We start from the raw sequence: 24,638 nt of genomic DNA, 5'->3' as shown, positions 1-24,638 counted from the left end.
TCTTCAAGCTGAGTGTGTGGGTTTTGTCCTGCAGCAATAGTCATGGTGCATAATGACAGCTTAGGATGCTGTTTCCCACCTTTTCAGAATCCCATGCCACACCCGACATCCTTTATCGCGAGCATCTGGACCACGGATACGGAAGGCGTGTGCACGTCGGTCGTCGACCACGGGCCCGGTGCGCTGCCGCCGTTCGCCGTCGCGACGCGCCTGCAGGACTGGGTACGGTTGTACGCCGCGGACGCGCAGCCGGCGGACCGCGTCGCGGATGCGCTGGCGGGGGCCGCGCCATTCCACTGTGACGTCGACATCCCGTGCGCGGACGGCCGCGTGCGCCGGATCGTCGTGTCCGGCCTGCCGCGCATGGAGGCGGGAGGCGGAATCGCCGGCTGGTCCGGCGCCTTCGCCGACGTCACGGAGCAGAAAGCCACCCTCGACCGCGCGCTGCGCAGCGAGGCGGAGCACCGCCTCATCGTCGACCACAGCATGGACCTGATCGCACATTGCGGCGTGGATGGCCGCTACCTCCACGTGTCGCCGTCGTACACGGCCGTCGTGGGCTGGGACGCGGCGCAGTTGGTGGGGCGCAGCGTCCTCGAATTCCTCCATCCGGACGACCAGGCGCCGGCCGGCGCCGCGCTCGCGCGCCTCCTCGCCGGTGAAGACATCGCCGACGTGCTCGTGGTGCGCAAGCGGCACCGCGACGGCCATTACGTCGAGCTGGGCTCCAAGGTGCGCAAAGTGACGGATCCGGTCACGGGCACCGTGTTCGGCGCCGTGCTCGTATCGCGCGACATCACACGTGAAAGGCAGATGTTGCACCGCGTCGAGGACGCGCATGCGCGCTTGCGCACGATCCTGGAAAGCATCGAGGACGGGTTCTTCTCGGTGAACCGCAACTGGGAGATCACGTACGCCAACACGCTGGCCGAGGTGTTCGCCGGCGTCGAGCCTGGCACCTCGGGCGGCAGGGTGTTGTGGGACGTCGCGAACGACCTGGACGGCACCGAGACCAGCGTCATCTACCGGCGGGCAATGGCGACGCGTGCGAACGCGGCGTTCGAAACCTTCTACGAACCGGAAGGCGTGTGGCTCAGCGTGCGCGTGTATGCGCACGACGAGGGCCTGTCGGTCTTCTTCCACGACATCACCGACCGCAAGCGCGCGGAGGAGCGGCTGGAGCAGCTGGCCACGCGCGACGACCTCACGGGCCTGCCCAACCGCGCGTGGCTGAACGGCCATCTGCGGTCGATGCTGGGCCAGGCGCGCGGCCAGGCGGAAACCACCGTGCTGTTCATCGACCTGAACCGCTTCAAGGAAGTCAACGATTCACTGGGCCACGCGGCCGGCGACCATCTGCTGCGCCAGGTGGGCCAGCGCCTGCAGTCGTGCCTGCGCCCGGGCGACGTCGTGGCGCGGCTGGGCGGCGACGAATTCGTCGTGGCGGCCCATTGCGCGGGCCGCGGCGCCGCCGCCGGCATCGCGCAGCGGCTGCTGGAGACCCTCACCAATCCCTTCCACATCGACGGGCTGGAGATGTGCGTGGGCGCGTCGATCGGCATCAGCCTGTCGGGCCAGGACGGGGCCACGCCCGAACTGCTGTTCCAGAACGCGGACACGGCGATGTACAAGGCGAAGGCGCTGGGCGCGAGCTCGTACCAGTTCTTCGAGCCGGAGATGAGCGTGGAAGCGCGCCGCCGCCTGCAGGTGGAGGCGGCGCTGCGGCGCGCGCTGGAGCTGGGCCAGTTCGAACTGTATTACCAGCCGCGCATCGACGTGCGCACGTGGCGCCTGCGCGGCGTGGAAGTCCTGCTGCGCTGGAAACATCCCGAACTGGGGCAAGTGTCGCCGCTCGAATTCATCCCGATCGCGGAAGAGCGCGGCCACATCGAGGCGATCGGCCGCTGGGCGCTGCGCGAGGCCTGCCGTGTCGGCAAGCGCCTGTCCGACCAATACGGCACGCAGCTGCACGTGTCGGTGAACGTGTCGGCGCGCCAGCTGCGGTCGGCGGAGCTCGTGGCCGACGTCGAACAGGCTTTGCGCGAAACGGGTTTCGCGCCGCGCGCGCTGGAACTGGAGCTGACGGAGAGCGCGCTGATCGACGACATCGACCAGTCCGTCGACGTGCTCCACCGCCTCAAGCGCCTGGGCGTGAAGCTGGCGCTGGACGATTTCGGCACCGGCTATTCGAGCCTGTCGTACCTGAAGCGCTTCCCCGTCGACGTGCTGAAACTGGACCGCTCGTTCTTCCTGGAAGAGTGCCCCAATGGCGACGAATTCGTCGCGGCCCTCGTCCACATGGCGCACGCGCTCGGCCTGACCGTGGTCGCGGAAGGCATCGAGACGGAAGAGGTGATGGAGACGCTGCGCGGCTGCCGCTGCGACGAAGCCCAGGGCTATCTGTTCGCGCGGCCGATGGCGCTGGCGGAGTTCGACAAATTCCTGCAATGCGAGGTGCCGGGAGTGCTGGCCGCCTGACACCTCGCGCTCGTGTCAGCGCGCGTAGCTCGGCTTCTTCGGGTCGTACTGCCAGCCGGGCACGAGGTAGCGCATGGCCATCGCGTCGTCGCGCGCGCCGCCCGCGACCTTCTTGTACAACTCGTGCGCCGCGAGGATGCGTTCCATGTCGGGCTGGATGCCCAGGCCCGGCGCGTCCGGCACCGCGACCTGGCCGCCCGCGATCTGCAGCGGTTCCGTCGTCAGGCGCTCGCGGCCTTCCTGCCAGATCCAGTGCGTGTCGATGGCCGTGATGTCGCCCGGCGCCGCGGCGGCGCAGTGCGTGAACATCGCGAGCGACACGTCGAAGTGGTTGTTCGAGTGCGAACCCCACGTCAGGCCCCAGTCGTGGCACAGCTGCGCGAGGCGCACGGAGCCCTGCATGGTCCAGAAATGCGGGTCGGCGAGCGGGATGTCGACGGCACCCAGCAGGTGCGAGTGCGCCATCTGGCGCCAGTCGGTCGCGACCATGTTCGTCGCCGTGCGGATCCCCGTGGCGCGCTTGAATTCGGCCATGATTTCCCGGCCCGAGTAGCCGTTCTCCGGACCGCACGGGTCTTCCGCATACGACAGCACATGGCCCTGGCCCTTGCAGGCGGCAATCGCTTCTTCCAGCGACCACGCGCCGTTCGGATCGAGCGTCGCGCGCGCATCCGGGAAGCGCCGCTTGATCGCGGCCACCGCCGCGATCTCGTCTTCCGGCCGCATCACGCCGCCTTTCAGCTTGAAGTCGCGGAAGCCGTACCTGTCGACGGCGGCCGATGCCAGGTCGGCGATCTGCTCGGGTGTCAACGCTTCCTCGTCGCGCACCTTGTACCAGCCATCCTTGGCCGCCTCGCCTTCGTACGGCAGGTCCGTCTGCGTGCGGTCGCCGATGTAGAACAGGTACGCCAGCATCGTCACGTGCGTGCGCTGCTGGCCGTCGCCGAGCAGTTCGCACAGCGGCACCGCGAGGTGCTGGCCCAGCAGGTCCAGCAGCGCCGCTTCCACGGCCGTCACCACGTTTTCCAGGCGCAGGTTGATCTCGTGCGGCTGCTTCATGACCGCTTCCTCGGCGCGCGACGTCACCTGGTGGCTCACGCCGGAAATCGCCGCGCGCAGCACGTTCAGGGTGCGGTTGTAGCGCGCCACTTCGGTGCCCGTCACCAGCGGCACGAGCCGCTCCAGCGCGCGCAGGATGCCGTTCGAGCCGGGCACCTCGCCCATGCCGGTGTTGCCGGCGCTGTCTTTCAGCAGGACGAGGATACGGGTGAAGTAGGGCGCGTGGGCGCCGCACAGGTTCAGCAGCATGCTGTCGCGGCCGGCCACGGGGATCACCTGCATGTCGGTGATGATCGGGCTGGCGGCGCGCTGGATGAGGGGCATTTTATGGGTCTCCTGGTGATGTCGGGCATATAAAAAAAATATATCTCGTTGCCCGTAACATTGATCTAAACTAGAATGGTAGCGCAACCATTTCCCCAGTGTGAAGGAATAACGATGTCGCGTCAATCGATTCTGGCAGCCAGCCTCCTGTGTCTCTCTCTCGGCGGCTGTGCCGCCATCGCCGTCCAAACCCCCGCCGGCGAACACTGGGTCGCCTCGTGGGGCAGTGCCCAACTCGTGCCGGAAGGCCAGAACGAACTCCCCGCCGCGCAGTGGCAGGACGCCAGCCTGCGCCAGATCGTGAGGGTGTCGCTGAGCGGCGACCAGCTGCGCGTGAAGCTCACCAACGCGTTCGGCACGGCGCCGCTCGTGATCGACGCCGGCAGCGTCGCGCTGGCGCGCGCGCCCGGCAAGGCCGACGTCGACGGCGCCAGCCTGCGCCCGCTGCGTTTCGGCGGCGCCGCGTCCGTGACCATCCCCGCCGGCGCGGAATACCTGAGCGACCCGATCGACCTGCCGCATGCGGCGGGCGCCGATCTCGCCATCTCGCTGCATTTCGCCCAGGCGCCGGCGCGCCAGACGGGCCACCCGGGCGCCCGGGCGACGAGCTTCCGCGTGCCCGGCAACCAGGTCCAGGCCGCGAGCTGGCCGCAGGCCGACACCTTTACGCGCTGGTACCAGATCACGGGCGTCGAAGTGCCGGCCCGTGCCGGGGCGCATACGGTCGTCGCGATCGGCGACTCGATCACGGACGGCTACGGCGTGAATCCGGATACGTATGCGCGCTGGACGGACGGCCTCGCGACCCGCCTGCGCGCCGCGGGAATGACGAACGTCGGCGTCGTCAACGCGGGCATCGGCGGCGGCCGCATGCTGCGCGACGGCCTGGGCCCGAACCTCGTGTCCCGCTTCGATCGCGACGTGCTGGCGCGGCCGGGCGTCTCGCACGCCATCGTCATGATCGGCGTGAACGACTTCGGCGTGCAGCACCGGAACAAGGAAGACACGCCGGCGGCGCGCGCGGCCCTGCTGGACGACCTGAAACAGGCCTACCGCCAGATCGTCGCGCGCGCCCATCTGCGGGGCGTGTGCGTGCTGGGCGCGACGATCACCCCGTACGCCGGCAGCGGCTATTACGCGCCGGGTGCGGACAACGAGGCGGACCGTCTCGCGTACAACCAGTGGATCCGTACCGCGGGCGTCGTCGACGGCGTCGTCGACTTCGACGCGGCGCTGCGCGATCCGGCCAAACCGGACCACCTGTTGAAGACCCTGGACAACGACGGCCTGCATCCGTCGACCGCCGGCTACAAGGCGATGGCGGACGCGGTGCCGCTGGAGCAACTCAAGACGTGCCGCATCGCAGGCTGAAACCACCTATAAAAACATCAGGAGACTTATGAGATCACTCGTCGCCGCCGCCATGCTGGCGCTCGCGGCCGCACAGCCGGCATGGGCGCTGGGAGAGCGCCCCTTCGTCACGTTCGAAGCCGGCAAGGATGCCGTCGTGCTCGCGCGGTCCGGGCAGGCCGCGCGCATCCTCGTGGACCCGAACGAATTCAAGGGCGTGCGCCGCGCGGCGGCCGACCTGCAGGCGGACATCGAACGCGTGTCCGGCATCCGGCCCGCGCTGCTGGCGTCGGCCGGCGCCGTCGCGAAGGGTTCGGATGTCGTCATCGTCGGCACGCTCGGCCAAAGCGCGCTGATCGACCGCCTCGCGCGCGAGAACAAGATCGATGCGAAGGCGGTGCGCGGGAAATGGGAAGGCTATCTCGTGCAGACGGTGCGCAATCCGCTGCCGGGCGTGGCGCGTGCGCTCGTGGTCGCGGGCAGCGACCGCCGCGGCACGATCTTCGGGCTGTACACGGTGTCCGAGCAGATCGGCGTCTCGCCATGGAACTGGTGGGCCGACGTCGCGCCCGCGAAGCACGACGTGCTCGCCGTGGCGGCCGGCACGCGCGTGGCCGACGCGCCCGTCGTGCGCTACCGCGGCATCTTCCTGAACGACGAGGCGCCCGCTTTGTCCGGCTGGGCCAAGGAAAAATTCGGCGGCTTCAACCACAAGTTCTATGGCAAGTTGTTCGAGCTGATCCTGCGCATGCGCGGCAACTACCTGTGGCCCGCCATGTGGGGCAATGCGTTCTACGACGACGATCCGGAGAACGGCCCGCTGGCCGACGAGATGGGCATCGTGATGGGCACGTCGCACCACGAACCGCTGATGCGCGCCCACGCGGAGTGGAAGAAGTACGGCAAGGGTCCGTGGGACTACAGCCGCAACGAACAGGTGCTGCGCGAGTTCTGGCAGCAGGGGCTGGACCGCGCGAAGGACTACGACAAGGTCATCACCCTCGGCATGCGCGGCGACGGCGACGAGCCGATGTCGGAGGAATCGAACGTCGCGCTGCTGCAGCGGATCGTGGCCGACCAGCGCGCGATGATCGCGAAGACGACCGGGAAACCGCTGCCGCAGGTACCGCAGGTGTGGGCGCTGTACAAGGAAGTCCAGGAGTATTACGAGAAGGGCATGCGCGTGCCGGATGACGTCACGCTGCTCTGGTGCGACGACAACTGGGGCAATATCCGCCGCCTGCCGACCGCGGAAGAACGCAAGCGCAGCGGCGGCGCCGGCATCTACTACCACTTCGATTACGTGGGCGGCCCGCGCTCGTACAAGTGGATCAACGTGACGCCGCTGCCGAAGGTGTGGGAACAGATGCACCTCGCGTGGCGCCTTGGCGCGGACCGGCTGTGGGTCGTGAACGTGGGCGACCTCAAGCCGATGGAAGTGCCGACGGAATTCTTCCTCACCTATGCGTGGAACCCGGCCGCGTGGCCCGCGTCGCGCCTGCCCGAGTACCTGAAGCTGTGGGCGACGCGAGAGTTCGGCGGCGCTCAGTCACCTGACCTTGCCGCGGAAATCGCCGACATCGTCGAGACCTACGCCCGCTACAACGGGCGCCGCCGGCCGGAACAGCTGGAGCCGGGCACGTACAGCGCGACGAATTACCGCGAGTCCGAGCGCATCGTCGCCGACTGGCGCGACCTCGCCGCGCGCGTCGAGCGGGTGAAGGCGAAGCTGGCGCCGGCGCAGAAGGACGCGTTCTTCCAGCTCGTCGAGCATCCCGTGCGCGCATCGGGCACGCTGGGCGAACTGTATGCGACGGTGCAGGCGAACCGCCTCCACGCGCAGCAGGGCCGCGCCGACACGAACGACCTCGCCGCGCGGGCGCGCGACGTGTTCGCGCAGGACGCCGCGATCTCGCGCGAGTACCACGCGATCAATGGCGGCAAGTGGAACCACATGATGGCGCAGACGCACATCGGCTACACGAGCTGGCGCGATCCCGCGACGAACATCATGCCGGAGGTGCGCGAGATCGCGCTGCCGGCCGCGCCGGCGCTGGGCGTCGCGGTGGAGGGCAGCGACGCCGCCTGGCCGGCGGCGAAGGACCTGCGCCTGCCCGCGTTCGAACCGTTCGACAAGGCGAACCGCTACATCGAGGTCTTCGACCGCGGCGCCGCGCCCGTGGCCTGGACCGCGCGTGCCGAGCAGCCGTGGATCGTGCTGGGCGAATCGTCCGGCACGACGGACAAGTCGAAGCGGATCACCGTCGACGTGCGCTGGGACCAGGTGCCGGCGGGCGCGACGTCCGGCCGCGTGCTGGTGACCGGTCCGGATGGCCAGCGGGCCGCCGTGGATGTCCCGCTGCGCCACGCGGACCAGCGCGGTACGAAGGTCGCCGGCTTCGTGGAGACGGGCGGCACCGTCGCCATCGAGGCGGAACACTACAGCCGCGCGCTGGCCCCTGCCGGGCGCGAATGGCTGCGCGTACCGGGCCTGGGCCGCACGCTGTCCGGCATGACCACGCTGCCGGTGGACGCGCCCGCGCTGGCGCCGGCGGATGGCATGCGGCTCGAGTACGACGTCTACCTGTTCGAGCCGGGCAAGGTGAACGTGCAGGCGACGCTGGCGCCCACGCTGAAATTCCGGCCGGGAGCGGGTTTCCGCTATGCCGTCTCCATCGACGACGAGGCGCCGCGCATCGTCGACGTGCATGCGGATGCATCGCTGCAGCATTGGGAGAAGATCGTCACGGACGGCGTCGCGCAGTTCACGACGGCGCACGAGGTGAAGGCGCCGGGACGCCACACGCTGAAGTTCTGGGCGCTGGATCCGGGACTCGTGCTGCAACGCGTCGTGATCGACGCGGGCGGCCTGAAGCCGAGCTATCTCGGCCCGCAGGAAAGCCCGCGCGTCGGGTCCGTGTCGACGAACTAGCTCAAACCGTCGTTCCCGCGAAAGCGGGAACCCATGCTGACTGCTCGAAGCCGACTCTTTGTGACCAACGAGTTGGAAATGACGAACGTGGCCAGCATACTCGGCATGGATTCCCGCGTGCGCGGGAATGACGATGCCGTTTCTGACGGCTTTTGAAAACAATATTCCGGACACTAGTGCGCCTGCGAGGGCATGACGGGGTATCTTCCCGCTTCATCAATCGGAATGCGCAACCCGCAGCCCGCCCTTGCGGTCGGGCAGCCACACTTCGGCGAGGTCGGAGCTGACGTCGAAGAAGCCCAGTTCGTGCTTTGCCGCCAGGCGGTGCACGGCTTCCCAGGCCGCGTCGATCCGGTCCCAGTCGAGGAACGACATGTAGATGACCGTCTTGCCGACGGTGTAGTCGGTGCCGGTTTCAGGATCCTCGGCGCCGGCCGGTGCGGGCGGGAACTCGGCCGCAAGCGCCGCGTAAAAGGCTTGCAGCGCGGGTGTGGCCACCCGCGGGTCGTCGTAGCCGTGGTCCTCCGTCCATTCGGTCTGTTGCTCGTACCAGTCGAGGAAGGCGGGCCGTTTGGCCGGGGCGGCGTCGGGGGCGAACACCATCAGGTCGAAACTCATCGTACGGTTCTCTCAAGGCGGTTCATTGGTCAGGCATGACGATACACGCCGCCCGCGTGTGGTGCAAATGCCGAAAATCCGGCACTCCCTTAGCGAAGCCGGTTCCTGTGGTGCAAAAAAGATAATATGCTGAGCCTGCCATAGCCAGCCGTTCCGAACCCACCGCCCATTGGAGCCTACATGACTTCCACGCTGAAATCGAAGGCCGTCCCTGCATTGCTCGCGCGCTCTTTGCTCGCCATCGCTCCGCTGCTCGCCGCCGAGGCGGCGCACGCCGGTCCCAAATATACGTACAGCTACGTGGGCAACCCGGCCGCGCCCGTACGTGCAAAACCGGTGTCGTGCTGGCAGACGGTCTGTACGCCGTCCGTCGTGCTGATGGGCGGCGGCTACGACGTGGCCGAGGCGTTCCGCTGGATGATCGGGCAGGCCGGCATCACGAGGGCCACCGGCGGCCGCTTCGTCATCCTCCGCGCGACGGGCAGCGATGCGTACAACCCGTACGTCTACAGCCGCCTCGGCACGGTCGATACGACGACGAGCCGCAACTACGAGATGGTCGGCGGCCTCGATCTGGGCGTGACCTCGGTGGAGACCCTCGTGATCCCGAGCCGCACCGCGGCCGCGGATCCGTTCGTGCTGGACGTGATCTCGAAAGCGAGCGCCATCTTCATCGCCGGCGGCGACCAGGCCGATTATTACCAGTACTGGCAAAGCACGCCGCTGGCTGCCGCGCTGCAGCGCGCCGTCGGCGCGGGCATCCCGATCGGCGGCACGAGCGCCGGCAATGCGATGCTGGGCCAGTATGCGTTCGCGGCGTTGAACGACACCGTCACGTCGGACGAGGCGCTGGCCAATCCGTTCAACCGCTACATGACGATCGATCCGCTCAACACGTCGTCCGGCAAATTCATCCAGACGGGGAGCTTCATCAGCATCCCCGGCCTCGAAAAGACGATCACCGACGACCACTTCAATACGCGCGACCGCCTGGGCCGACTGATCGGCTTCGTCTCGCGCATCGGCGACGGCTGCCCCGGCGGCGTGGAGCGGTTCGACCAGGTGCTGGGCATCGGCGTCGACGAGGAGACGGCCGTGCTGGTGTCCGGGCCGCGCGGCAGCGTCAAGGCGCAGCTGGTCGCCAATCCGTACAACCAGGAAAACACGACGGCACCGTACGCGCCGCAGAACTCCGCCTACTTCACGAAGCTCGCGCGCACGCCCGCCCAGTGCGCCGCGAAGAAGACGCTGGACATCAACAGCGGCGTGCAGGTCTACCGCCTGAGCGCGCAGGTGGCGCAGCCGTCTCCGTATCCGTCGGCGCCGCAGTACAGCTTCAGGACGAATGCGACGTTCAACCTGTCCAGCTGGACGCAGCAGACGCCGACGACGTATTCCGACGGCTCGTCGCTGAATGGTCCGTTCGTGTACGGCACGGCGGGCGGCGCGATCCTGGGCGCCCAGGTCCGCTGATGCCCATGCGCCCGCCCGTCGCAATCGATCCGGACGAGGTCGAATTCAGCGCGATCCGTGCGCAGGGGCCGGGCGGGCAGAACGTGAACAAGGTGTCGAATGCCGTGCAGGCGCGCTTCGACATCGGCGCCTCCTCGCTGCCTGCGGACGTGAAGGCGCGCCTGCGCGCGTTGCGGGACGCGCGCATCACGCGCGACGGCGTCATCGTCATCAAGGCGCAGTCCGCGCGCAGCCTCGAGCGCAACCGCGCGGAGGCGCTGGCGCGGCTGCAGGCGCTCGTCGACGCGGCGGCCGTCGTGCCGCTCGTGCGCCGGGCCACGCGGCCCACGCTGGGGTCGCAACGGCGCCGGCTCGAATCGAAGGCCGGCCGGGGCCAGGTGAAGGCCTTGCGCGGCAAGGTGCGCGAGTAGCGGCCTATATCGAACTCCGTATTTGCCATACGAAGATGGCATGTCTCCGTGATAGCGGTTAACAATCGCTGTTGGCACGATTGACTGCGCCTATCACCGTCTCTACGATGAAATCGGTTACATAAAAATAAGAATGCGGCGTTGACGCCCCGGATGCCGTATGCGGATACGGTTGTCGCGGTCCGCTTCAAAGCGGGGCGAACATCAAGGAGACTATATGAAGAACGCACTTTGCATCACCGCAGTGGCATTGGCAGCGAGTCTGGCCGCCCCGGCGCAGGCGGCAACGTGGTCGACGACGGCGCAGTACGGGTCGACGACGATGGGCGCGTACAGCTTCAACAACGACATCTGGGGTTCGGGCGCCGGGCCGCAGACGCTGTGGGTCAACTCGCCGACCGACTGGGGCGTGTGGTCGAACCAGCCGAACACCGGCGGCATCAAGTCCTACCCGCACATCAACTTCTACGTCGGCAAAGCGCTGAACAGCCTGTCGCGGTTGACGGCGGTAGTGTCGGCGACGACGCCGGCCGGCGGCGCCTGGGAATCCACGTTCGACATCTGGGACACGAACCACGCCAACGAGATCATGGTGTGGCTGAACTACACGGGCACGTCGGGCGGCTGCGGCAACGTCAAGCCGATCTCGTATAACTGGACCGCGCAGGGGTGTGCCATCCCCGTGTACACGAACGTGAACATCGGAGGCGCCACCTGGAACGTCTACCGTGGCAATAACGGCGGCAACATGGTGTACTCGTTCCTGCGCACGACGAAGACCAACAACACGACCGTCGACGCCCTGGCTCTCATGCGCTACCTGCAGAACCTCGGCTGGATCGGCAACGTCACCGTGGGCGACGTCCAGTACGGGTTCGAGATCACGTCGTCGTCGGGCGGCATGGACTTCGCCTCCCGCAACTTCTCGGTCACCGCCTATTGACCATTCCCGCGCGACGCGGCCCGTCCGCGTCGTTGGCGCAGGCGCAACGCGCGTGGACGCGGTCGCGTCCACCGCGCTTGGCGTCGTACATCAGTTTGTCGGCCACGGCGATGAGGTCGCGCAGCACGTGGGGTCCGCCATCGGCCGCGGGGTCGGCACAGGCGACGCCGAAACTGGCGGTCGTGCGTACGTGCTCCGCCCCGTCGTCGGTCGGCACGCTCGTGTCGGCGAAGCGGGCGCGCAGCCGCTCCGCCAGGTGGATGCCGCCGTCGAGGTCCGTTCCTGGCAGGATCGCCAGGAATTCCTCGCCCCCGTAGCGCACGACGCTGTCGACGCCGTCGCGCGTCATGCGCCGCAACAGGTCCGCAAAGCTGCGCAGCACGGCGTCGCCGCTGGCGTGGCCGTACGTGTCGTTGATGCGCTTGAAGTGGTCGATGTCGCACAGGACGACCGTCAGCAGGCCGCCGTGGTCCGGCGTGCGCACCTGGCCGGGGCGCATCAGGGTCTCGTGCAGGTAGCGCCGGTTGTAGCAGCCCGTAAGGTGGTCGCGCGCGGCCGTGTGCTGCAGCTGCACGCGCGCCTGGTATTCCTCGCGCGATACCCGGTTGAAGCGCCGCGCCGCGAGCGCGCCGAACGCGTTCGCCAGCACCAGCAGCATCACCATCGTGACGCCGTCGGCCACCGTCAGCCGGCCGTACTTCAACGTCAGCACGAGGAAGACGGCGGTGGCGGCGGATGCCAGCGCGAGCGCGTTGGCGAAGCTGTTCGGGATGTACAGGTAGATCACGATGAGCATGATCGCGAGCGACATCGCGTGCCAGTGGAACTCGTCCGGACGCTGCACGGCGATGACCATGAAGCACGCGAGTGCCACGGTTTCCGCGGCACAGGCGGCGATGCGCGTTGCGTGGAGGGTGAGCGGCCGGTGGCAGGCAAGCCACGCGCACGTGCCGGCCGTCGCGGCGACGACCGCGCGCGCCGCGCACAACTTCAGGTAGGTCGGACCATAGCCCAGCGCGGCCAGGTCCGACAGCGAGAACGCCAGGTAGAACAGCGTGCAGAACACGAGCGTGTAGCCGAGCAGGGCCCGTGTCTGCGGCAGTTGCTGGGCGAGGAACGCGGTTTCGTTTGCGGGCTGCGCAAACTCCCCGGTGAGCGGGTGTATTCTCATGCGGTCGATGGATGGGAACTTGAAGGGGCGGCGCGAACCGGACCATTATGTTCCAAAATTTGTATCGACGCTATTCTGCCACTTCATGCAGTTGGAATCGTCACCCTTTGTCACCTTTACGCGGACAGGCCCAGCAACGTGGACGCGTGCGGCGCCAGCGTGATGCGCAGCGCGCCGCGCACGGCCGGCTGATCGTGCCGCGCCCACAGGTCGCGCACGGCGACGCTGCGGTTGCCCAGGTCCAGGCGCGACAGGTCGAACACGATCTCGGTCGGCGCATCGGACGTGTTGAACAGCGCCAGGTACTGCAGGTTGCGCTTGTCGGCCGAACGTGCGCTCCAGATGCGCGTGCCCGCGTCCGCGCGGTGCGGGCGGTTGTCGCGGCTGCGCTGGTTCACGGCCAGCACCTCGGGGTTCGTCAGCAATGCGAGGGTCTTCGCGTCCAGGTGGCGCAGGTCGCCACCCATGATCAGCGGCGAGCGGGCGATGCTCCACAGCGACATCAGCGTCTGCTGCTCGTCCGGCGTGAACTTGGTGTCGCGCGCGCCGAGGGCAAGACGGCCCAGCGGCAGCATGTCGGCGTCGGGCCACGAGTTCGCGCCCATCACGGGGTTCCAGTTTTCCAGGCGCTGGAACTGGTCGTTCAGGAGGCGCCATTCGTCCCAGAAGTCGTCCGAGATGCGCCACATCTGCGCATAGTGCGGCACGTGGTTCGCCCAGCGCAGGTCCATTTCGCCCGGCGACAGGCTCAGGACGATCGGACGGCCGCTGGCCGCGATGGCCTTGTGCGCCGCTTCGACCTCGGGCCAGTTGCGTTCGTACGGGCGCGACATGTCGTCCATCTTGACGAAGTCGACGCCCCACTCGGCGTACTGCTTGAACACGGAGTTGTAATATTCCTGCGCACCCGGCTTCGTCATGTCGACGCCGTACATGTCGCCGTTCCATTCGCAGATCGCCTTCGTGTCGGCGATGTCCTGCGCGCGCAGTTTCGTGCCGAGGATCGGCGTGTTCAGGCGCACGGCCTGGCGCGGGATGCCGCGCATGAGGTGGATGCCGAACTTCATGCCGCGCGCGTGGATCTGGTCGGCGAGCTTCTTGAAGCCCGCGCCGTTCGCGGCGGACGGGAAGCGGTTCGGCGCCGGCTGCAAGCGGCCGTACTGGTCCAGCGTCAGTTCGGCGTCCTTGCGGTATTCGTAGCTGTTCGCGTTCGGCTCGTACCACTGGATGTCGACGGTGAACACGTTGTACCCGAACGGCAGCAGCTTCGCGACCATGATGTCGGCGTTTTCCAGCGCCTGCGCTTCCGTGATCGTGGGGCCGAACGAGTTCCAGCTGTTCCAGCCCATCGGCGGCGTCGGCGCGAGGCCCGCGGCCGATGAAGTGGATTTCGATTTTGCCGCGAAAGCGAGCGAGGGGGCGCCGGCGGCGGCAGCGGCGGCAAGGGAAGCGGTGAGGATGCGGCGGCGATTCGAGTCCATGTGCGGGCTAAGAGTTGATGAGCGTCGCGCGAGTATAAGCACCGATCGGCCGGCGCGCTAATCACTTGTGCGCGCCGACCGATACCCGAATCGGTATCGCAGGTCAGCCCTGGCGTGCCGGCGCTGCCTTGATGGCGTCGATGATCGCCTGTTTCATCGGCTTCGCCTTCAGTTGCGCGTCGAACGGCGTCGGGCGCATCGGCAGCTTGTCCTTGCGCGGCGCCTCGTCCCACGTCTGCAGCCAGCTGATGTTGTCGGCCAGGCCCCACACGAGGATGTCGCGCAGGCGCGGGTAGGCCAGCGTCACGTCCAGGTAGTCGCGCGTGGCGGCGGCGACGCCGGCGTCGCGCTTGGCGATGTCGGCCGGCAGGCGGCGGTCGTTCACGTCCAGTTCCGTGATCAGGAGGTCGTAGCCCATGCCCGACACCTCGTCGAGGAACTTGCGCCATTCGACCAGGTCGGAACGGCCCTTATCCGTTTCGTCCCACGAACCGATATGGCTCTGCAGGCCGAGCGCGTTGACCGGCGTGCCGCGCTTCTTGAGGTCCGCGAGCAGGGCCAGCACGCCCGCACGGTGCTTGGCGCTGCCGGCGTCGCCGCGCATGTAGTCGTTATAGACCAGCTGTGCCTGCGGGGCATACTCTTTCGCGAGGCGGAACGCGAGGTCGATCTGCTCGACGGCGCCAAGCGGCTTCGTGAGGGCGTTCTGGCGCAGCTTGCCGTCGGCCGGGTCGACGGCTTCGTTGACGACGTCCCAGCTCTTGATGCTCTTGCCGAAGTGGCCGCACACGGTGCTCACGTGCGTGCGCATCAGCTGTTCGACGGCCTTCGCGGGCTGCGGGCCGAAGTTCTGTTTCGCGACCCACGCCGGCACCCATTTCTCGGCCTGCCAGAACAGGTTGTGGCCGCGCACGGCGATGCCCTTGTCCTTCGCCCAGGCGATCACGTCGTCGGCAGGGCCGAAGTTCGGCTTGCCCGGCGCCGGTTCGAGCGCCTGCCATTTCATCTCGTTCTCGAGCACGATCAGGTTGCATTCGCGCTCGACGAGCGCGCGGTAGGCGGCGTCGCCGAACTGGTTGCGGCCGGCGCTGATGGCGGTGCCGAAGCGCATGCCCTTGCGGGCGGCGACGTCCTTCAGCGTTTCGCCGGCGGGGCCTTGGGCGCGCGCGAACGGGAGGGCGGCCGGCAGCAGGGCGGCGCCGGCGAGCGCCTGGATGATCTCTCGTCTCGTAGTCATTATGTATGCATCCTTCTGTTTTGCGTGGTGGGGAGAAAACGGTTCAGCCGTGGCCGGGCGCGAACGGGAACACTTGCTTCCGGTAGTACTCGAGGGATTGCGCGGGCGCGCGTACGCCGGCCGGCAGCGGCAGGCCGGACTGGTGCTGGAAGTACGCGATGCACGCGTCGCGCCACCATACGGCCTCGCGCTGTTGCTGGGCCAGGCGCTGGGCGACGTCGTTGAAGCGCTGCGCATCCACGAACGGGCGCAGGCGCTGCCATTCGGCTTGCATCGCCGTCACTTCGGCCACGCCGTGGTCGTAGTGCGCAATCAGGTCGGCCCACAGCGTGCGGCCGTCCGGCATGCGGTAGTCCCACGGCAGGTGGTGGAACCACAGCAGGAACTCCTGCGGCGTCGTGGCCGGGTCGGCGAAGCGGCGCGCGACCTCGGGCGCGTACTGGGCCACGGCATTGCTGCCTTTCGCAGTGCGGTCGAAGCCGATGCCGTTCCTGTCGGCGCGGTGGTAGTAGACGGGGTTCCAGTCGGCGCGGCCCAGGTCGTCGACCCACGGCGCGGGACCATAATGGTGGCCGGTGCCCATGATGTGGTGCAGGCCGAGGGGCGTCATATAGTCGACCGCGGCTTCGCGCGAGCGCATCATCATGGCGACGACCGGATCGACGACGCGCGCGTCCGGTGCGAACGTCTGGCCCGCCCATTCGCGTGCGATGGCGCGGCTGTCCAGCTCCGGGTTCCAGGCGAGGCGGCCGTAGGCGTACCAGTTGGCCTGGTCGAACGTGGAGCCCGTCCAGTTGCGGCTCGATCCGATGTTCGCGACGCCGGCGATGCCGCCGACATGTCCGTCCTGCGCGCCTTCCAGTACGCGCGCCACGGTCATGGACGTCCCCCCGGCGCGGGTATCGAAGCGCAGCGTTTCCTGGAACAAGGGGCCGAGGTAGACGAGGTGCGTGGCGAAGCCGAGGTATTCCTTCGTCACCTGGAATTCCATCACGAGCGGCGTGTCCGGCATCGCGCCGAACAGCGGGTGCGCCGGTTCGCGCGGCTGGAAGTCGATGGCGCCGTTCTTCACCTGTACGAGCACGTTCTTGTCGAACTTGCCGTCCAGCGGCTTGAACTGGTCGTACGCTTGCGCCGCGCGGTCACTGACCTGGTTCGGGTGCGCGGGCGGGTTGTAGACGAAGGCGCGCCACATCACGATGCCCTTGTGCGGCGCGAGCGCGCGCGCCAGCATGTTGGCGCCGTCCGCGTGGTTGCGGCCATAGTCCTGCGGGCCGGGCTGGCCTTCCGAATTGGCCTTGACGAGGAAGCCGCCGAAATCGGGAATGGTGCGGTAGATCTCGTCCGCCTTGCGCGCCCACCACGCCGCGACGGCGGGGTCGAGCGGGTCGGCCGTCTTCGTCTCCTTCAGTTCCAGCGGCGTCGACCAGCGCACGGAGAGATAGACGCGGATGCCGTACGGGCGCAGCACGTTCGCGATGGCGGCCGCCTTGGCGATGAACGCGGGGCTCAGCACCTCGGCCTTCGCGTTGACGTTGTTGAGGACCGAGCCGTTGATGCCGAGCGACGCGTTGGCGCGCGCGTAATCCGTGTAGCGCGGGTCGACGATGTTGGGGAGCTCCCACCAGTTCCAGATCGATTCGCCCGCGTAGCCGCGTTCGACGGTGCGGTCCAGGTTGTCCCAGTGGTTCAGCACCCGCAGGGGCAGCGCCGGCTTGTCGGCGAGGGCGATGCTGTCGGGCGCGGTGCCCAGTTGCAGCTGGCGCAGCCACGCGAAGCTGCCGTACAGGAGGCCGATGTCGGAGTTCGCCGCGATCAGCGTGACGGGGACGCCACCCTGGCGCGTGCGGCGCACGAGATAGCCTTCGGGACCGACGGCGGCGAGGTCGCGGCGCACGGCATCGGCGTCGGCCAGGCCCGCCGGGAGCGTGGTGCGGGCGAGGACGATGGTGCCGGCGCGTACCTTCGCGTTCGGGGGGATGGCATCCGGCCTGCGGCCCAGCATGCCGGCGAGGCCGCGTTTCAGTTCCGCGCCGGCGGCGCGCACGGTCGGGGTGTCGTCGGGCGCCGTGATGCCGGTGGCGGCGGCCGCCAGTGCGGTCCTCTGGGCTGCGGGGAGGGGGCGGTAGCGCAGCCACAGGTCGTAGCCGTCTTCATCGGCGGCGTGGGCGAGGTGGGTGCCGACCAGGGCAAGCACGAGGTTCAGGACGAACGCCGTCATGATCCGTGCGCGGACAAGCCGCGACAAATATCGCATCGTAGTCTCCGTTGTATTTATATGAGTACCGGGTGCGGCGGCCCGTCCGGCGCAGGAATGTTAGCGCAAACTCTGGAAATGGGAAATCGATTTATGAGTGTTTACGGTCATGTTTATGGCTATCTTTGCATGGGGCGAAAGTGCTAAGATAGCGCAAACAAAAAATGATGGGGAATAGGGAGAATGACCAAGACCAAACCAGAGTCCGTCCAGGAAGAGCTGGAACGACGGGGCCAGCCGACGATGGCCGACGTCGCCAAGCTCGCGGGCGTGTCCGCCATGACGGTCTCGCGCGTCATGAACGGCAAGGGCCTCGTGCGCGAAAGCACGCGCCGCAAGGTCGCGGAAGCCGTGGCGGCGCTGAACTACACGCCGAACCAGGAAGCGCGCAACCTCGCGGGCTCCAAGCCCATCCGCGTCGGCTTCTTGTACAGTAACCCGAGCGCGGCGTACCTGAGCGAGTTCCTCGTCGGCCTCCTGAGCCAGTCGGGCCTGAACAACGTCCAGCTGTTCGTGGAAAAATGCGAAGCCGGCGAGCACGAAGCGGAACAGACGCGCCGCCTCGTCGAGAACGGCCTGGACGGAATCATCCTGCCGCCGCCGCTGTGCGACAGCGAGGAGGTGCTCGCCGCCATCGCGGACGCGAACATCCCGGCCGTCGTCGTCGCGTGCGGCCTGCCGGACATCCGCGTGGGCGCCGTCAGCATCGACGACTACGAAGCGGCGCATGCGATGACGCGCCACCTGGTCAACCTGGGGCACCACCGCATCGGCTTCGTCGTCGGCCATCCGAACCAGACCGCGAGCGCGCGCCGCCTCGAAGGCTATCGCGCGGCCATCGCGGAGCAGGGCGCGGACGCGTCCGAGGAACTCGTCGTGCAGGGCATGTTCACGTACCGCTCCGGCCTCGACGCGGCCGAGCACCTGCTGGCGCTGGAAGAACGCCCGACGGCCATCTTCGCCAGCAACGACGACATGGCGGCCGCCTGCGTCGCCGTCGCGCACCGCCTGGGGCTGGACGTGCCGGGCGACCTGACCGTCACCGGCTTCGACGACACGGCGCTCGCCACCACGATCTGGCCGGAGCTGACCACCGTGCGCCAGCCCATCGCCGGCATGGCGCGCGAAGCCGTGCAGTCGCTCGTGCGCCGCGTGCGTGCGCTGCGCGAAGGCGAGGAGGCCGAGCCGGAACAGGTGCGCATGGACTTCGAACTGGTGCGCCGCCAGTCCGACGCCGCACCGCGCACCCGTCCCTCGGCACTGCTGCCGCTCACCGCCGCCAAGCGCGCCGGCTGATCCCTCCCGGCCGCGGCGCCCAGCTGCGGCCGTCTACGCGAAACGCATAAACTGTTCGCGCAAACATCCTCAATTCCCTCTTTTCCCGCCAATTCCGCCATTCGCGGAGGCTGTTGCGTCGCTACTGCCGGACATCTTCCCAATAATTCATTGACAAGCGCCAAATTAGACGATTAGACTGGAATGGTTGCGGTAACATTTCTGTTATTAGAATGTTGGACCTCGATCCACCGCATGCCAGGCAGACCACACTCCGCCGGCCACACGGCGGCATACAAAAACAAGCAGGAGACATAAGTCGATGGGTATCAAACGCAGAGAGTTTCTGGCCACCGTTGGGGGCGCGGCCGGCATGGCAGTCGTGCCGGGCGCGCTGGCGGCCAAAGCCGCCAAAGGGGGCGCACCGGTCTACAAGCAGGCGAACGCGCCCGTCGCGGCGCGCGTGGAAGACCTGCTGGGCCGCATGACGGTCGATGAAAAAATCGCGCAGCTGCAATGCGTCTGGCTGACGAAGAAGGATCTCCAGAACGACGACACGAGCTTCAACGCCGAGAAGGCGGCAAAAGTCCACCCGCACGGTATGGGCATGTTCGCGCGCCCGTCCGACCGCCAGATCGGTGCGGACAACAATGCCGGCAACTCGGGCGCCGTCGGCAACCGCGGCCCGAAGGAAACGGCGGACTACGTGAACGCCGTGCAGAAGTGGGCGATGGAAAACACGCGCCTGGGCATCCCCGTCTTCATGCACGAGGAATCGCTGCACGGCTACGTGGCGCCGGAAGCGACCAGCTTCCCGCAGGCGATCGGCCTGGCCTCCACGTTCGATCCGCAACTCGTCGAGCAGATCTTCTCGCTCGCCGCGAAGGAAATGCGCGCACGTGGCGCCAACCTGGCGCTGGCGCCGGTCGTCGACGTGGCGCGCGAGCCGCGCTGGGGCCGTATTGAAGAGACCTATGGCGAAGACCCGCACGTGTGCGGCGTCATGGGCAAGGCGGCCGTGCTGGGCTTCTCGGGCAACACGCTGCCGCTGGCGCATGACAAGGTCTTCGCCACGCTGAAGCACATGACGGGCCACGGCCAGCCCGAATCGGGCACCAACATCGGTCCGGCGAACGTGGGCGAACGCGCGCTGCGCGAAGACTTCTTCCCGCCGTTCGAGAAGATCATCAAGGAAACGAAGATCGCGGCTGTGATGCCGTCGTATAACGAGATCGACGGCGTCCCGTCGCACGCCAACCGCTGGCTGCTGACGGACGTGCTGCGCAAGGAATGGGGCTTCCAGGGCCTGACCGTGTCCGACTACATGGCGGTCGCGGAACTGGGCAGCCGCCACCACCTGGTCGGCTCGGTGAAGGAAGGCGGCCTGCGTGCATTCAAGGCCGGCGTCGACATCGAGACGCCGGACCCCGCCGGTTTCGCCGCGCTGGATGAACTGGTCAAGGAAGGCAAGATCACGACGAAGGAACTCGACGCCGTCGTGCGCCGCATCCTGCGCTGGAAATTCGACGCGGGCCTGTTCGAGAACCCGTACGCCGACGCCGACCAGGCGGCAGCCCGCACCGCGACGCCGGAAGCCATCGCCCTCGCGCGCAAGGCCGCCCAGCGCACCGCCGTCCTGCTGAAGAATGACAAAGGCCTGCTGCCGCTCGCGCCGAACAAGGTCGGCAAGCTGCTGCTGGTGGGCACCCACGCGAAGGACACGCCGATCGGCGGCTATTCGGACAAGCCGCGCCACGTCGTCTCCGTGTACGAGGCGCTGCAGAAGGAAGCGCAGGCCGGCGGCTTCACGCTGGAGTATTCGGAAGGCGTGCGCCTGACGGAAGGCCACGTGTGGGGCCAGGACGAAATCGTCTGGACCAAGCCGGAAGTCAATGCGCGCCTGATCGCGGAGGCGGTGGAAGCGGCGAAGAAGGCCGACACCATCGTCATGGTCCTGGGCGACAACGAGCAGACCGCGCGTGAAGCGTGGGCCGACAACCACCTGGGCGACCGCACCTCGCTCGACCTGATCGGCCAGCAGAACGACCTGGCCCGCGCCATCTTCGCGCTGAACAAGCCGACCGTCGTGCTGCTGCTGAACGGCCGCCCGCTGTCCGTGAACTACCTGGCCGAACGCGCGGATGCGCTGATGGAATGCTGGTACATGGGGCAGGAAACGGGCCATGCCGTCGCCGACCTGATCTTCGGCCGCGCGAACCCGGGCGGCAAGCTGCCCGTCACCATCGCGCGCAACGTCGGCCAGCTGCCGATGTTCTACAACCGCAAGCCGAGCAGCCGCCGCGGCTACATCGACGACGTGACCACGCCGCTGTACCCGTTCGGCTACGGCCTGTCGTACACCCGCTTCGACATCTCCGCACCGCGCCTCACGAAGGACCGGATCGCGACGAATGGCACGACCCAGGTACAAGTGGACGTGCGGAACACGGGCGCCGTGCGCGGCGACGAAGTCGTGCAGATGTACATCCGCGACGACGTCAGCTCCGTCACCCGCCCACTGCTCGAACTGAAGGGCTTCCAGCGCGTGACGCTGGAGCCGGGCGAACAGCGCACGGTCACCTTCGACATCAAACCGACCGACCTGTGGTTCTACAACGCCGACATGAAACGCGTCGTGGAGCCGGGGACGTTCACCATTTTCGCAGGACCGAACAGCGTCGACCTGAAGAAGGCGACCCTGACGGTGGCATAACCAAGAGAGACAAGACATGACAGCTACCCAAGCCAACCCGCTGCCCCAGGACCTCGACCAGGCCTTGATGGTCGGCCGCGTCTGGCGTTCAGCTCCGACCAATGGCCCGGCCGTAGTGGCCGTCCGTAACGGTCGCGTAATCGATATCACCCGCCACGCCCCGACCGTGTCCGAACTGCTCGAGCGCGACGACCTGGTCGCCATCGTGCGCGACGCGGAAGGCGAGGACCTGGGCGACGTCAACGCGCTGGTCGCCGCCGCGCTGGCCGGTGACGAAGGCAACGCGGTGCGCCTGCTGGCCCCGTGCGACCTGCAGGCGATCAAGGCATGCGGCGTCACGTTCGCCGTCAGCCTGCTGGAGCGCGTGATCGAGGAACAGGCCAAGGGTGACCCGGCCCGCGCGGCGGCGCTGCGCCAGCAGCTGCAGGAAACCATCGGCACGAACCTGTCGGAACTGGAACCGGGCGGCGAAGCTGCCATGCGCCTGAAGGCCGACCTCTCGGCACGCGGCATGTGGTCGCAGTACATGGAAGTGGGCATCGGCCCGGACGCGGAAGTGTTCACGAAGTCGCAGCCGATGTCGGCGGTCGGCCACGGCGCGGCCGTCGGCCTGCACCCGTCGTCGCACTGGAACAACCCGGAACCGGAAATCGTCCTCGCGGTGAACAGCCGCGCGCAAGTGGTCGGCGCCACGCTGGGCAACGACGTCAACCTGCGCGACATCGAAGGCCGCAGCGCGCTGCTGCTCGGTAAGGCGAAGGACAACAACGGCTCGTGCGCCATCGGCCCGTTCATCCGCCTGTTCGACGGCGATTTCGACATCGACACGCTGCGCAACGCGGAAGTGCGCATGCGGATCGAAGGCGTCGACGACAACTTCGAACTGGCCGGCGCCAGCTTCATGCGCGAGATCAGCCGCGACCCGCTGGACCTCGTGCGCCAGACTTGCGGCAAGCACCACCAGTACCCGGACGGCTTCATGCTGTTCCTCGGTACGATGTTCTCGCCGATCAAGGACCGCGACGCGCAAGGCGGCGGCTTTACCCACCACGCGGGAGACCGCGTGAGCATCTCCACGCCGTCGCTGGGCACGCTGGTCAATACCGTCCAGCGCAGCGACCAGATCGCACCGTGGACCTTCGGTGTGCGTGCTTTGTACGCCAACCTGGCCCAACGCGGCCTGCTGTCCTCTGGCGCGGCCTGAGCCGCGCCTCCTTGATTACAACGAGAATTACATGTCTGAACAAAACCAAGCATTCGTCTACGCGACCTTTCCCGACCTCGCCGGCAAGCGCGTCGTCATCACCGGCGGCGGCAGCGGCATCGGCGCCGAGCTGACCACGGCCTTCGCCGGCCAGGGCGCCCGTGTCTACTTCCTCGACATCGCCGAGGAAGCGTCGCGTTCCCTGGAAGCGTCGCTGGCGAACTCGCGCATCGCGCCGAAGTTCATCAAGTGCGACCTGACCAACCTCGACGAGCTGAAGGCGACCTTCGCGCGCATCGACGAGGAAGCGGGCGGCGTCGACATCCTGCTGAACAACGCGGCCAACGACGACCGCCACGACATCGAGAACGTGACGCCGGCGTACTGGGAAAGCCGCATGAACGTGAACCTGCGCCACCAGTATTTCTGCGCGCAGGCCGTCATCCCGGGCATGAAGGCGCGCAAGTACGGCGTGCTGCTGAACTTCGGTTCGATCTCGTGGCACCTGCCGCACACGCAACTGGGCCTGTACATGATGGCGAAGGCCGCCATCGAAGGCATGACCCGCAACATGGCGCGCGAATTCGGCCCGCACGGCATCCGTGCCGTCACGGTCGTCCCCGGCGCCGTCGTCACGCCGCGCCAGAAGGCGCTGTGGCACAACCCGGACGAGGAAGCGCGCATCCTGGCCGGCCAGTGCATCCCCGAGCGCGTCGAGATGGAAGACGTGGCCGCGCTGGCGCTGTTCCTGGCGTCGAACAATGCACGCCACATCTCCGGCCGTGAATACTTCGTCGACGCGGGCTGGTATGGCGCATAAGATGGAAAATAACCTCACGATCGCCACGCAACCCACCCCATTGTGGGAAGTCGGCGCGACGCTGGGCGAGGGCGTCCTGTGGGATGCCCCGGCCAGGCAGGTGTGGTTCGTCGACATCAAGGGCAAGCGCCTGCACCGTTGCGACGCCGACGGCAGCAACCGGCAGAGCTGGGACGCGCCGGGCCAGGTGAGCTTCGTCGTGCGGGCGTCGGACGGCGGCCTCGTCGTGTCGCTCGAGGATGGCCTGTACCGCTTCGTGGAAGCGACCGGCGAGTTCGTCCCGTTCGCGAAGGTCGAGGCGGACGTGACGGGCAACCGCTTCAACGACGGCCACGTCGACGCGCAGGGCCGTTTGTGGTTCGGTTCGATGGACGATGCGGAAGAAGCGCCGTCGGGTGTCCTGTACCGTTTCGACGGCACTCGCGTCGTACGCATGGACGACGGCTACATCATCACGAACGGCCCGGCCGTGAGCCCGGACGGACGTACGCTGTATCACACCGACACGCTCGAGAAACGGGTGTATGCTTTCGACCTGGCGGAAGACGGCAGCCTGGCGAACAAGCGCCTGTTCGCAGAGATCACCGACGGCGGCTGGCCGGACGGGATGGTGGTCGACGCCGAGGGTTACGTGTGGATCGCGGTGTTCCGCGGCTGGCGCATCGAACGCCGCAATCCGCAAGGCGAAAAGGTGGGCGAAGTGCGCTTCCCCTGCTCGAACATCACCAAACTGGCCTTTGCCGGCGACGACCTGCGCACCGTGTACGCGACGTCGGCGCGCAAGGGCCTGACGGCCGAGGAACTGGCCCAGCAGCCGCTCGCGGGCGCGCTGTTCACCTTCCGCGCCGAGACGGCCGGATTGCCGCACCACGTGCTGCGGCTGCAGGAGTAAT

Annotated in this window: 17 protein-coding genes; 11 read left to right on the top strand and 6 right to left on the bottom strand. The window is 67.6% G+C overall.

The genetic code is table 11. The annotated features are described in order from the left end of the window. The first annotated feature begins 93 nt into the window (after nucleotides 1-93). A complete protein-coding gene (locus ACEN98_RS32345) occupies nucleotides 94-2,478 on the top strand; it encodes a putative bifunctional diguanylate cyclase/phosphodiesterase (RefSeq protein WP_413388928.1) in 2,385 nt (794 codons plus the stop codon). Nucleotides 2,479-2,493: 15 nt separating this feature from the next. On the opposite strand, the gene ACEN98_RS32340 is transcribed toward ACEN98_RS32345, so the two are convergent. Then, on the bottom strand, nucleotides 2,494-3,861 hold the full coding sequence (locus ACEN98_RS32340) for an enolase C-terminal domain-like protein (protein WP_413388927.1): 1,368 nt from the start codon (nucleotides 3,859-3,861) through the stop codon (nucleotides 2,494-2,496). A gap of 114 nt (nucleotides 3,862-3,975) precedes the next feature. Here ACEN98_RS32340 and ACEN98_RS32335 point away from each other — a divergent pair, with 114 nt between their 5' ends. Together ACEN98_RS32335 and ACEN98_RS32330 are read left to right on the top strand one after the other, a co-directional pair. Then, nucleotides 3,976-5,232 carry an SGNH/GDSL hydrolase family protein gene (locus tag ACEN98_RS32335; protein WP_413388926.1) on the top strand — a complete coding sequence of 419 codons (1,257 nt, stop codon included), beginning with the start codon at nucleotides 3,976-3,978 and terminating at the stop codon, nucleotides 5,230-5,232. A gap of 28 nt (nucleotides 5,233-5,260) precedes the next feature. Further along, complete coding sequence (locus tag ACEN98_RS32330) at nucleotides 5,261-8,143, top strand: glycosyl hydrolase 115 family protein (protein WP_413388925.1); 2,883 nt, start codon at nucleotides 5,261-5,263, stop codon at nucleotides 8,141-8,143. Between the two features lie 216 nt (nucleotides 8,144-8,359). Here ACEN98_RS32330 and ACEN98_RS32325 read toward each other — a convergent pair whose 3' ends face one another. After that, nucleotides 8,360-8,761 carry a hypothetical protein gene (locus ACEN98_RS32325; RefSeq protein ID WP_413388924.1) on the bottom strand — a complete coding sequence of 134 codons (402 nt, stop codon included), beginning with the start codon at nucleotides 8,759-8,761 and terminating at the stop codon, nucleotides 8,360-8,362. A gap of 180 nt (nucleotides 8,762-8,941) precedes the next feature. Between ACEN98_RS32325 and ACEN98_RS32320 the strand changes: the two genes are divergently transcribed. The 3 genes from ACEN98_RS32320 (at nucleotide 8,942) to ACEN98_RS32310 (ending at nucleotide 11,587) form a co-directional block, all read left to right on the top strand. Further along, the gene (locus tag ACEN98_RS32320; protein ID WP_413388923.1) at nucleotides 8,942-10,234 is read left to right on the top strand and encodes a cyanophycinase; all 1,293 of its coding nucleotides are present in this window, start codon (nucleotides 8,942-8,944) and stop codon (nucleotides 10,232-10,234) included. Further along, on the top strand, nucleotides 10,234-10,644 hold the full coding sequence (gene arfB, locus ACEN98_RS32315; protein WP_413388922.1) for an alternative ribosome rescue aminoacyl-tRNA hydrolase ArfB: 411 nt from the start codon (nucleotides 10,234-10,236) through the stop codon (nucleotides 10,642-10,644). Before ACEN98_RS32320 ends, arfB begins: the two co-directional genes overlap by 1 nt. 217 nt (nucleotides 10,645-10,861) lie before the next feature. Next, a complete protein-coding gene (locus ACEN98_RS32310) occupies nucleotides 10,862-11,587 on the top strand; it encodes a GH12 family glycosyl hydrolase domain-containing protein (protein WP_413343825.1) in 726 nt (241 codons plus the stop codon). On the opposite strand, the gene ACEN98_RS32305 is transcribed toward ACEN98_RS32310, so the two are convergent. The 4 genes from ACEN98_RS32305 to ACEN98_RS32290 all read right to left on the bottom strand — a co-directional run bounded on the left by ACEN98_RS32305 (nucleotide 11,574) and on the right by ACEN98_RS32290 (nucleotide 17,697). Further along, nucleotides 11,574-12,758, bottom strand: a complete 1,185-nt coding sequence (locus ACEN98_RS32305) for a GGDEF domain-containing protein (RefSeq protein WP_413388921.1) — start codon at nucleotides 12,756-12,758, stop codon at nucleotides 11,574-11,576. The two genes, ACEN98_RS32310 and ACEN98_RS32305, sit on opposite strands and share 14 nt — an antisense overlap. A 116-nt stretch (nucleotides 12,759-12,874) precedes the next feature. Continuing rightward, complete coding sequence (locus tag ACEN98_RS32300) at nucleotides 12,875-14,239, bottom strand: glycoside hydrolase family 27 protein (RefSeq protein ID WP_413388920.1); 1,365 nt, start codon at nucleotides 14,237-14,239, stop codon at nucleotides 12,875-12,877. Between the two features lie 103 nt (nucleotides 14,240-14,342). Further along, on the bottom strand, nucleotides 14,343-15,476 hold the full coding sequence (locus ACEN98_RS32295; RefSeq protein WP_413388919.1) for an endo-1,4-beta-xylanase: 1,134 nt from the start codon (nucleotides 15,474-15,476) through the stop codon (nucleotides 14,343-14,345). A gap of 43 nt (nucleotides 15,477-15,519) precedes the next feature. After that, nucleotides 15,520-17,697: an alpha-glucuronidase family glycosyl hydrolase gene (locus ACEN98_RS32290; protein ID WP_413388918.1), complete on the bottom strand. Its 2,178-nt coding sequence runs from the start codon at nucleotides 17,695-17,697 to the stop codon at nucleotides 15,520-15,522. Between the two features lie 219 nt (nucleotides 17,698-17,916). Between ACEN98_RS32290 and ACEN98_RS32285 the strand changes: the two genes are divergently transcribed. From ACEN98_RS32285 to ACEN98_RS32265, 5 genes are all read left to right on the top strand, one after another. Then, nucleotides 17,917-19,029 (top strand): LacI family DNA-binding transcriptional regulator, encoded by a 1,113-nt coding sequence (locus ACEN98_RS32285; RefSeq protein ID WP_413388917.1) that lies wholly within the window; start codon nucleotides 17,917-17,919, stop codon nucleotides 19,027-19,029. 301 nt (nucleotides 19,030-19,330) lie between these two features. After that, the gene (locus ACEN98_RS32280) at nucleotides 19,331-21,721 is read left to right on the top strand and encodes a glycoside hydrolase family 3 N-terminal domain-containing protein (protein ID WP_413388916.1); all 2,391 of its coding nucleotides are present in this window, start codon (nucleotides 19,331-19,333) and stop codon (nucleotides 21,719-21,721) included. 16 nt (nucleotides 21,722-21,737) lie between these two features. Further along, nucleotides 21,738-22,925, top strand: coding sequence for a fumarylacetoacetate hydrolase family protein (locus ACEN98_RS32275; RefSeq protein ID WP_413388915.1), 1,188 nt, complete (start codon nucleotides 21,738-21,740; stop codon nucleotides 22,923-22,925). A 31-nt stretch (nucleotides 22,926-22,956) separates the two neighbouring features. Then, nucleotides 22,957-23,745: an SDR family NAD(P)-dependent oxidoreductase gene (locus tag ACEN98_RS32270; protein WP_413341718.1), complete on the top strand. Its 789-nt coding sequence runs from the start codon at nucleotides 22,957-22,959 to the stop codon at nucleotides 23,743-23,745. A gap of 1 nt (nucleotide 23,746) precedes the next feature. Then, nucleotides 23,747-24,637 carry an SMP-30/gluconolactonase/LRE family protein gene (locus ACEN98_RS32265; protein ID WP_413388914.1) on the top strand — a complete coding sequence of 297 codons (891 nt, stop codon included), beginning with the start codon at nucleotides 23,747-23,749 and terminating at the stop codon, nucleotides 24,635-24,637. The last annotated feature ends 1 nt before the right edge of the window (nucleotide 24,638 follow it).

Source organism: Massilia sp. CT11-137, from assembly GCF_047302885.1.
In the GTDB taxonomy this organism is placed as follows: domain Bacteria; phylum Pseudomonadota; class Gammaproteobacteria; order Burkholderiales; family Burkholderiaceae_D; genus Telluria; species Telluria orientalis.
This window is presented reverse-complemented; position numbering and strand designations above follow the sequence as displayed.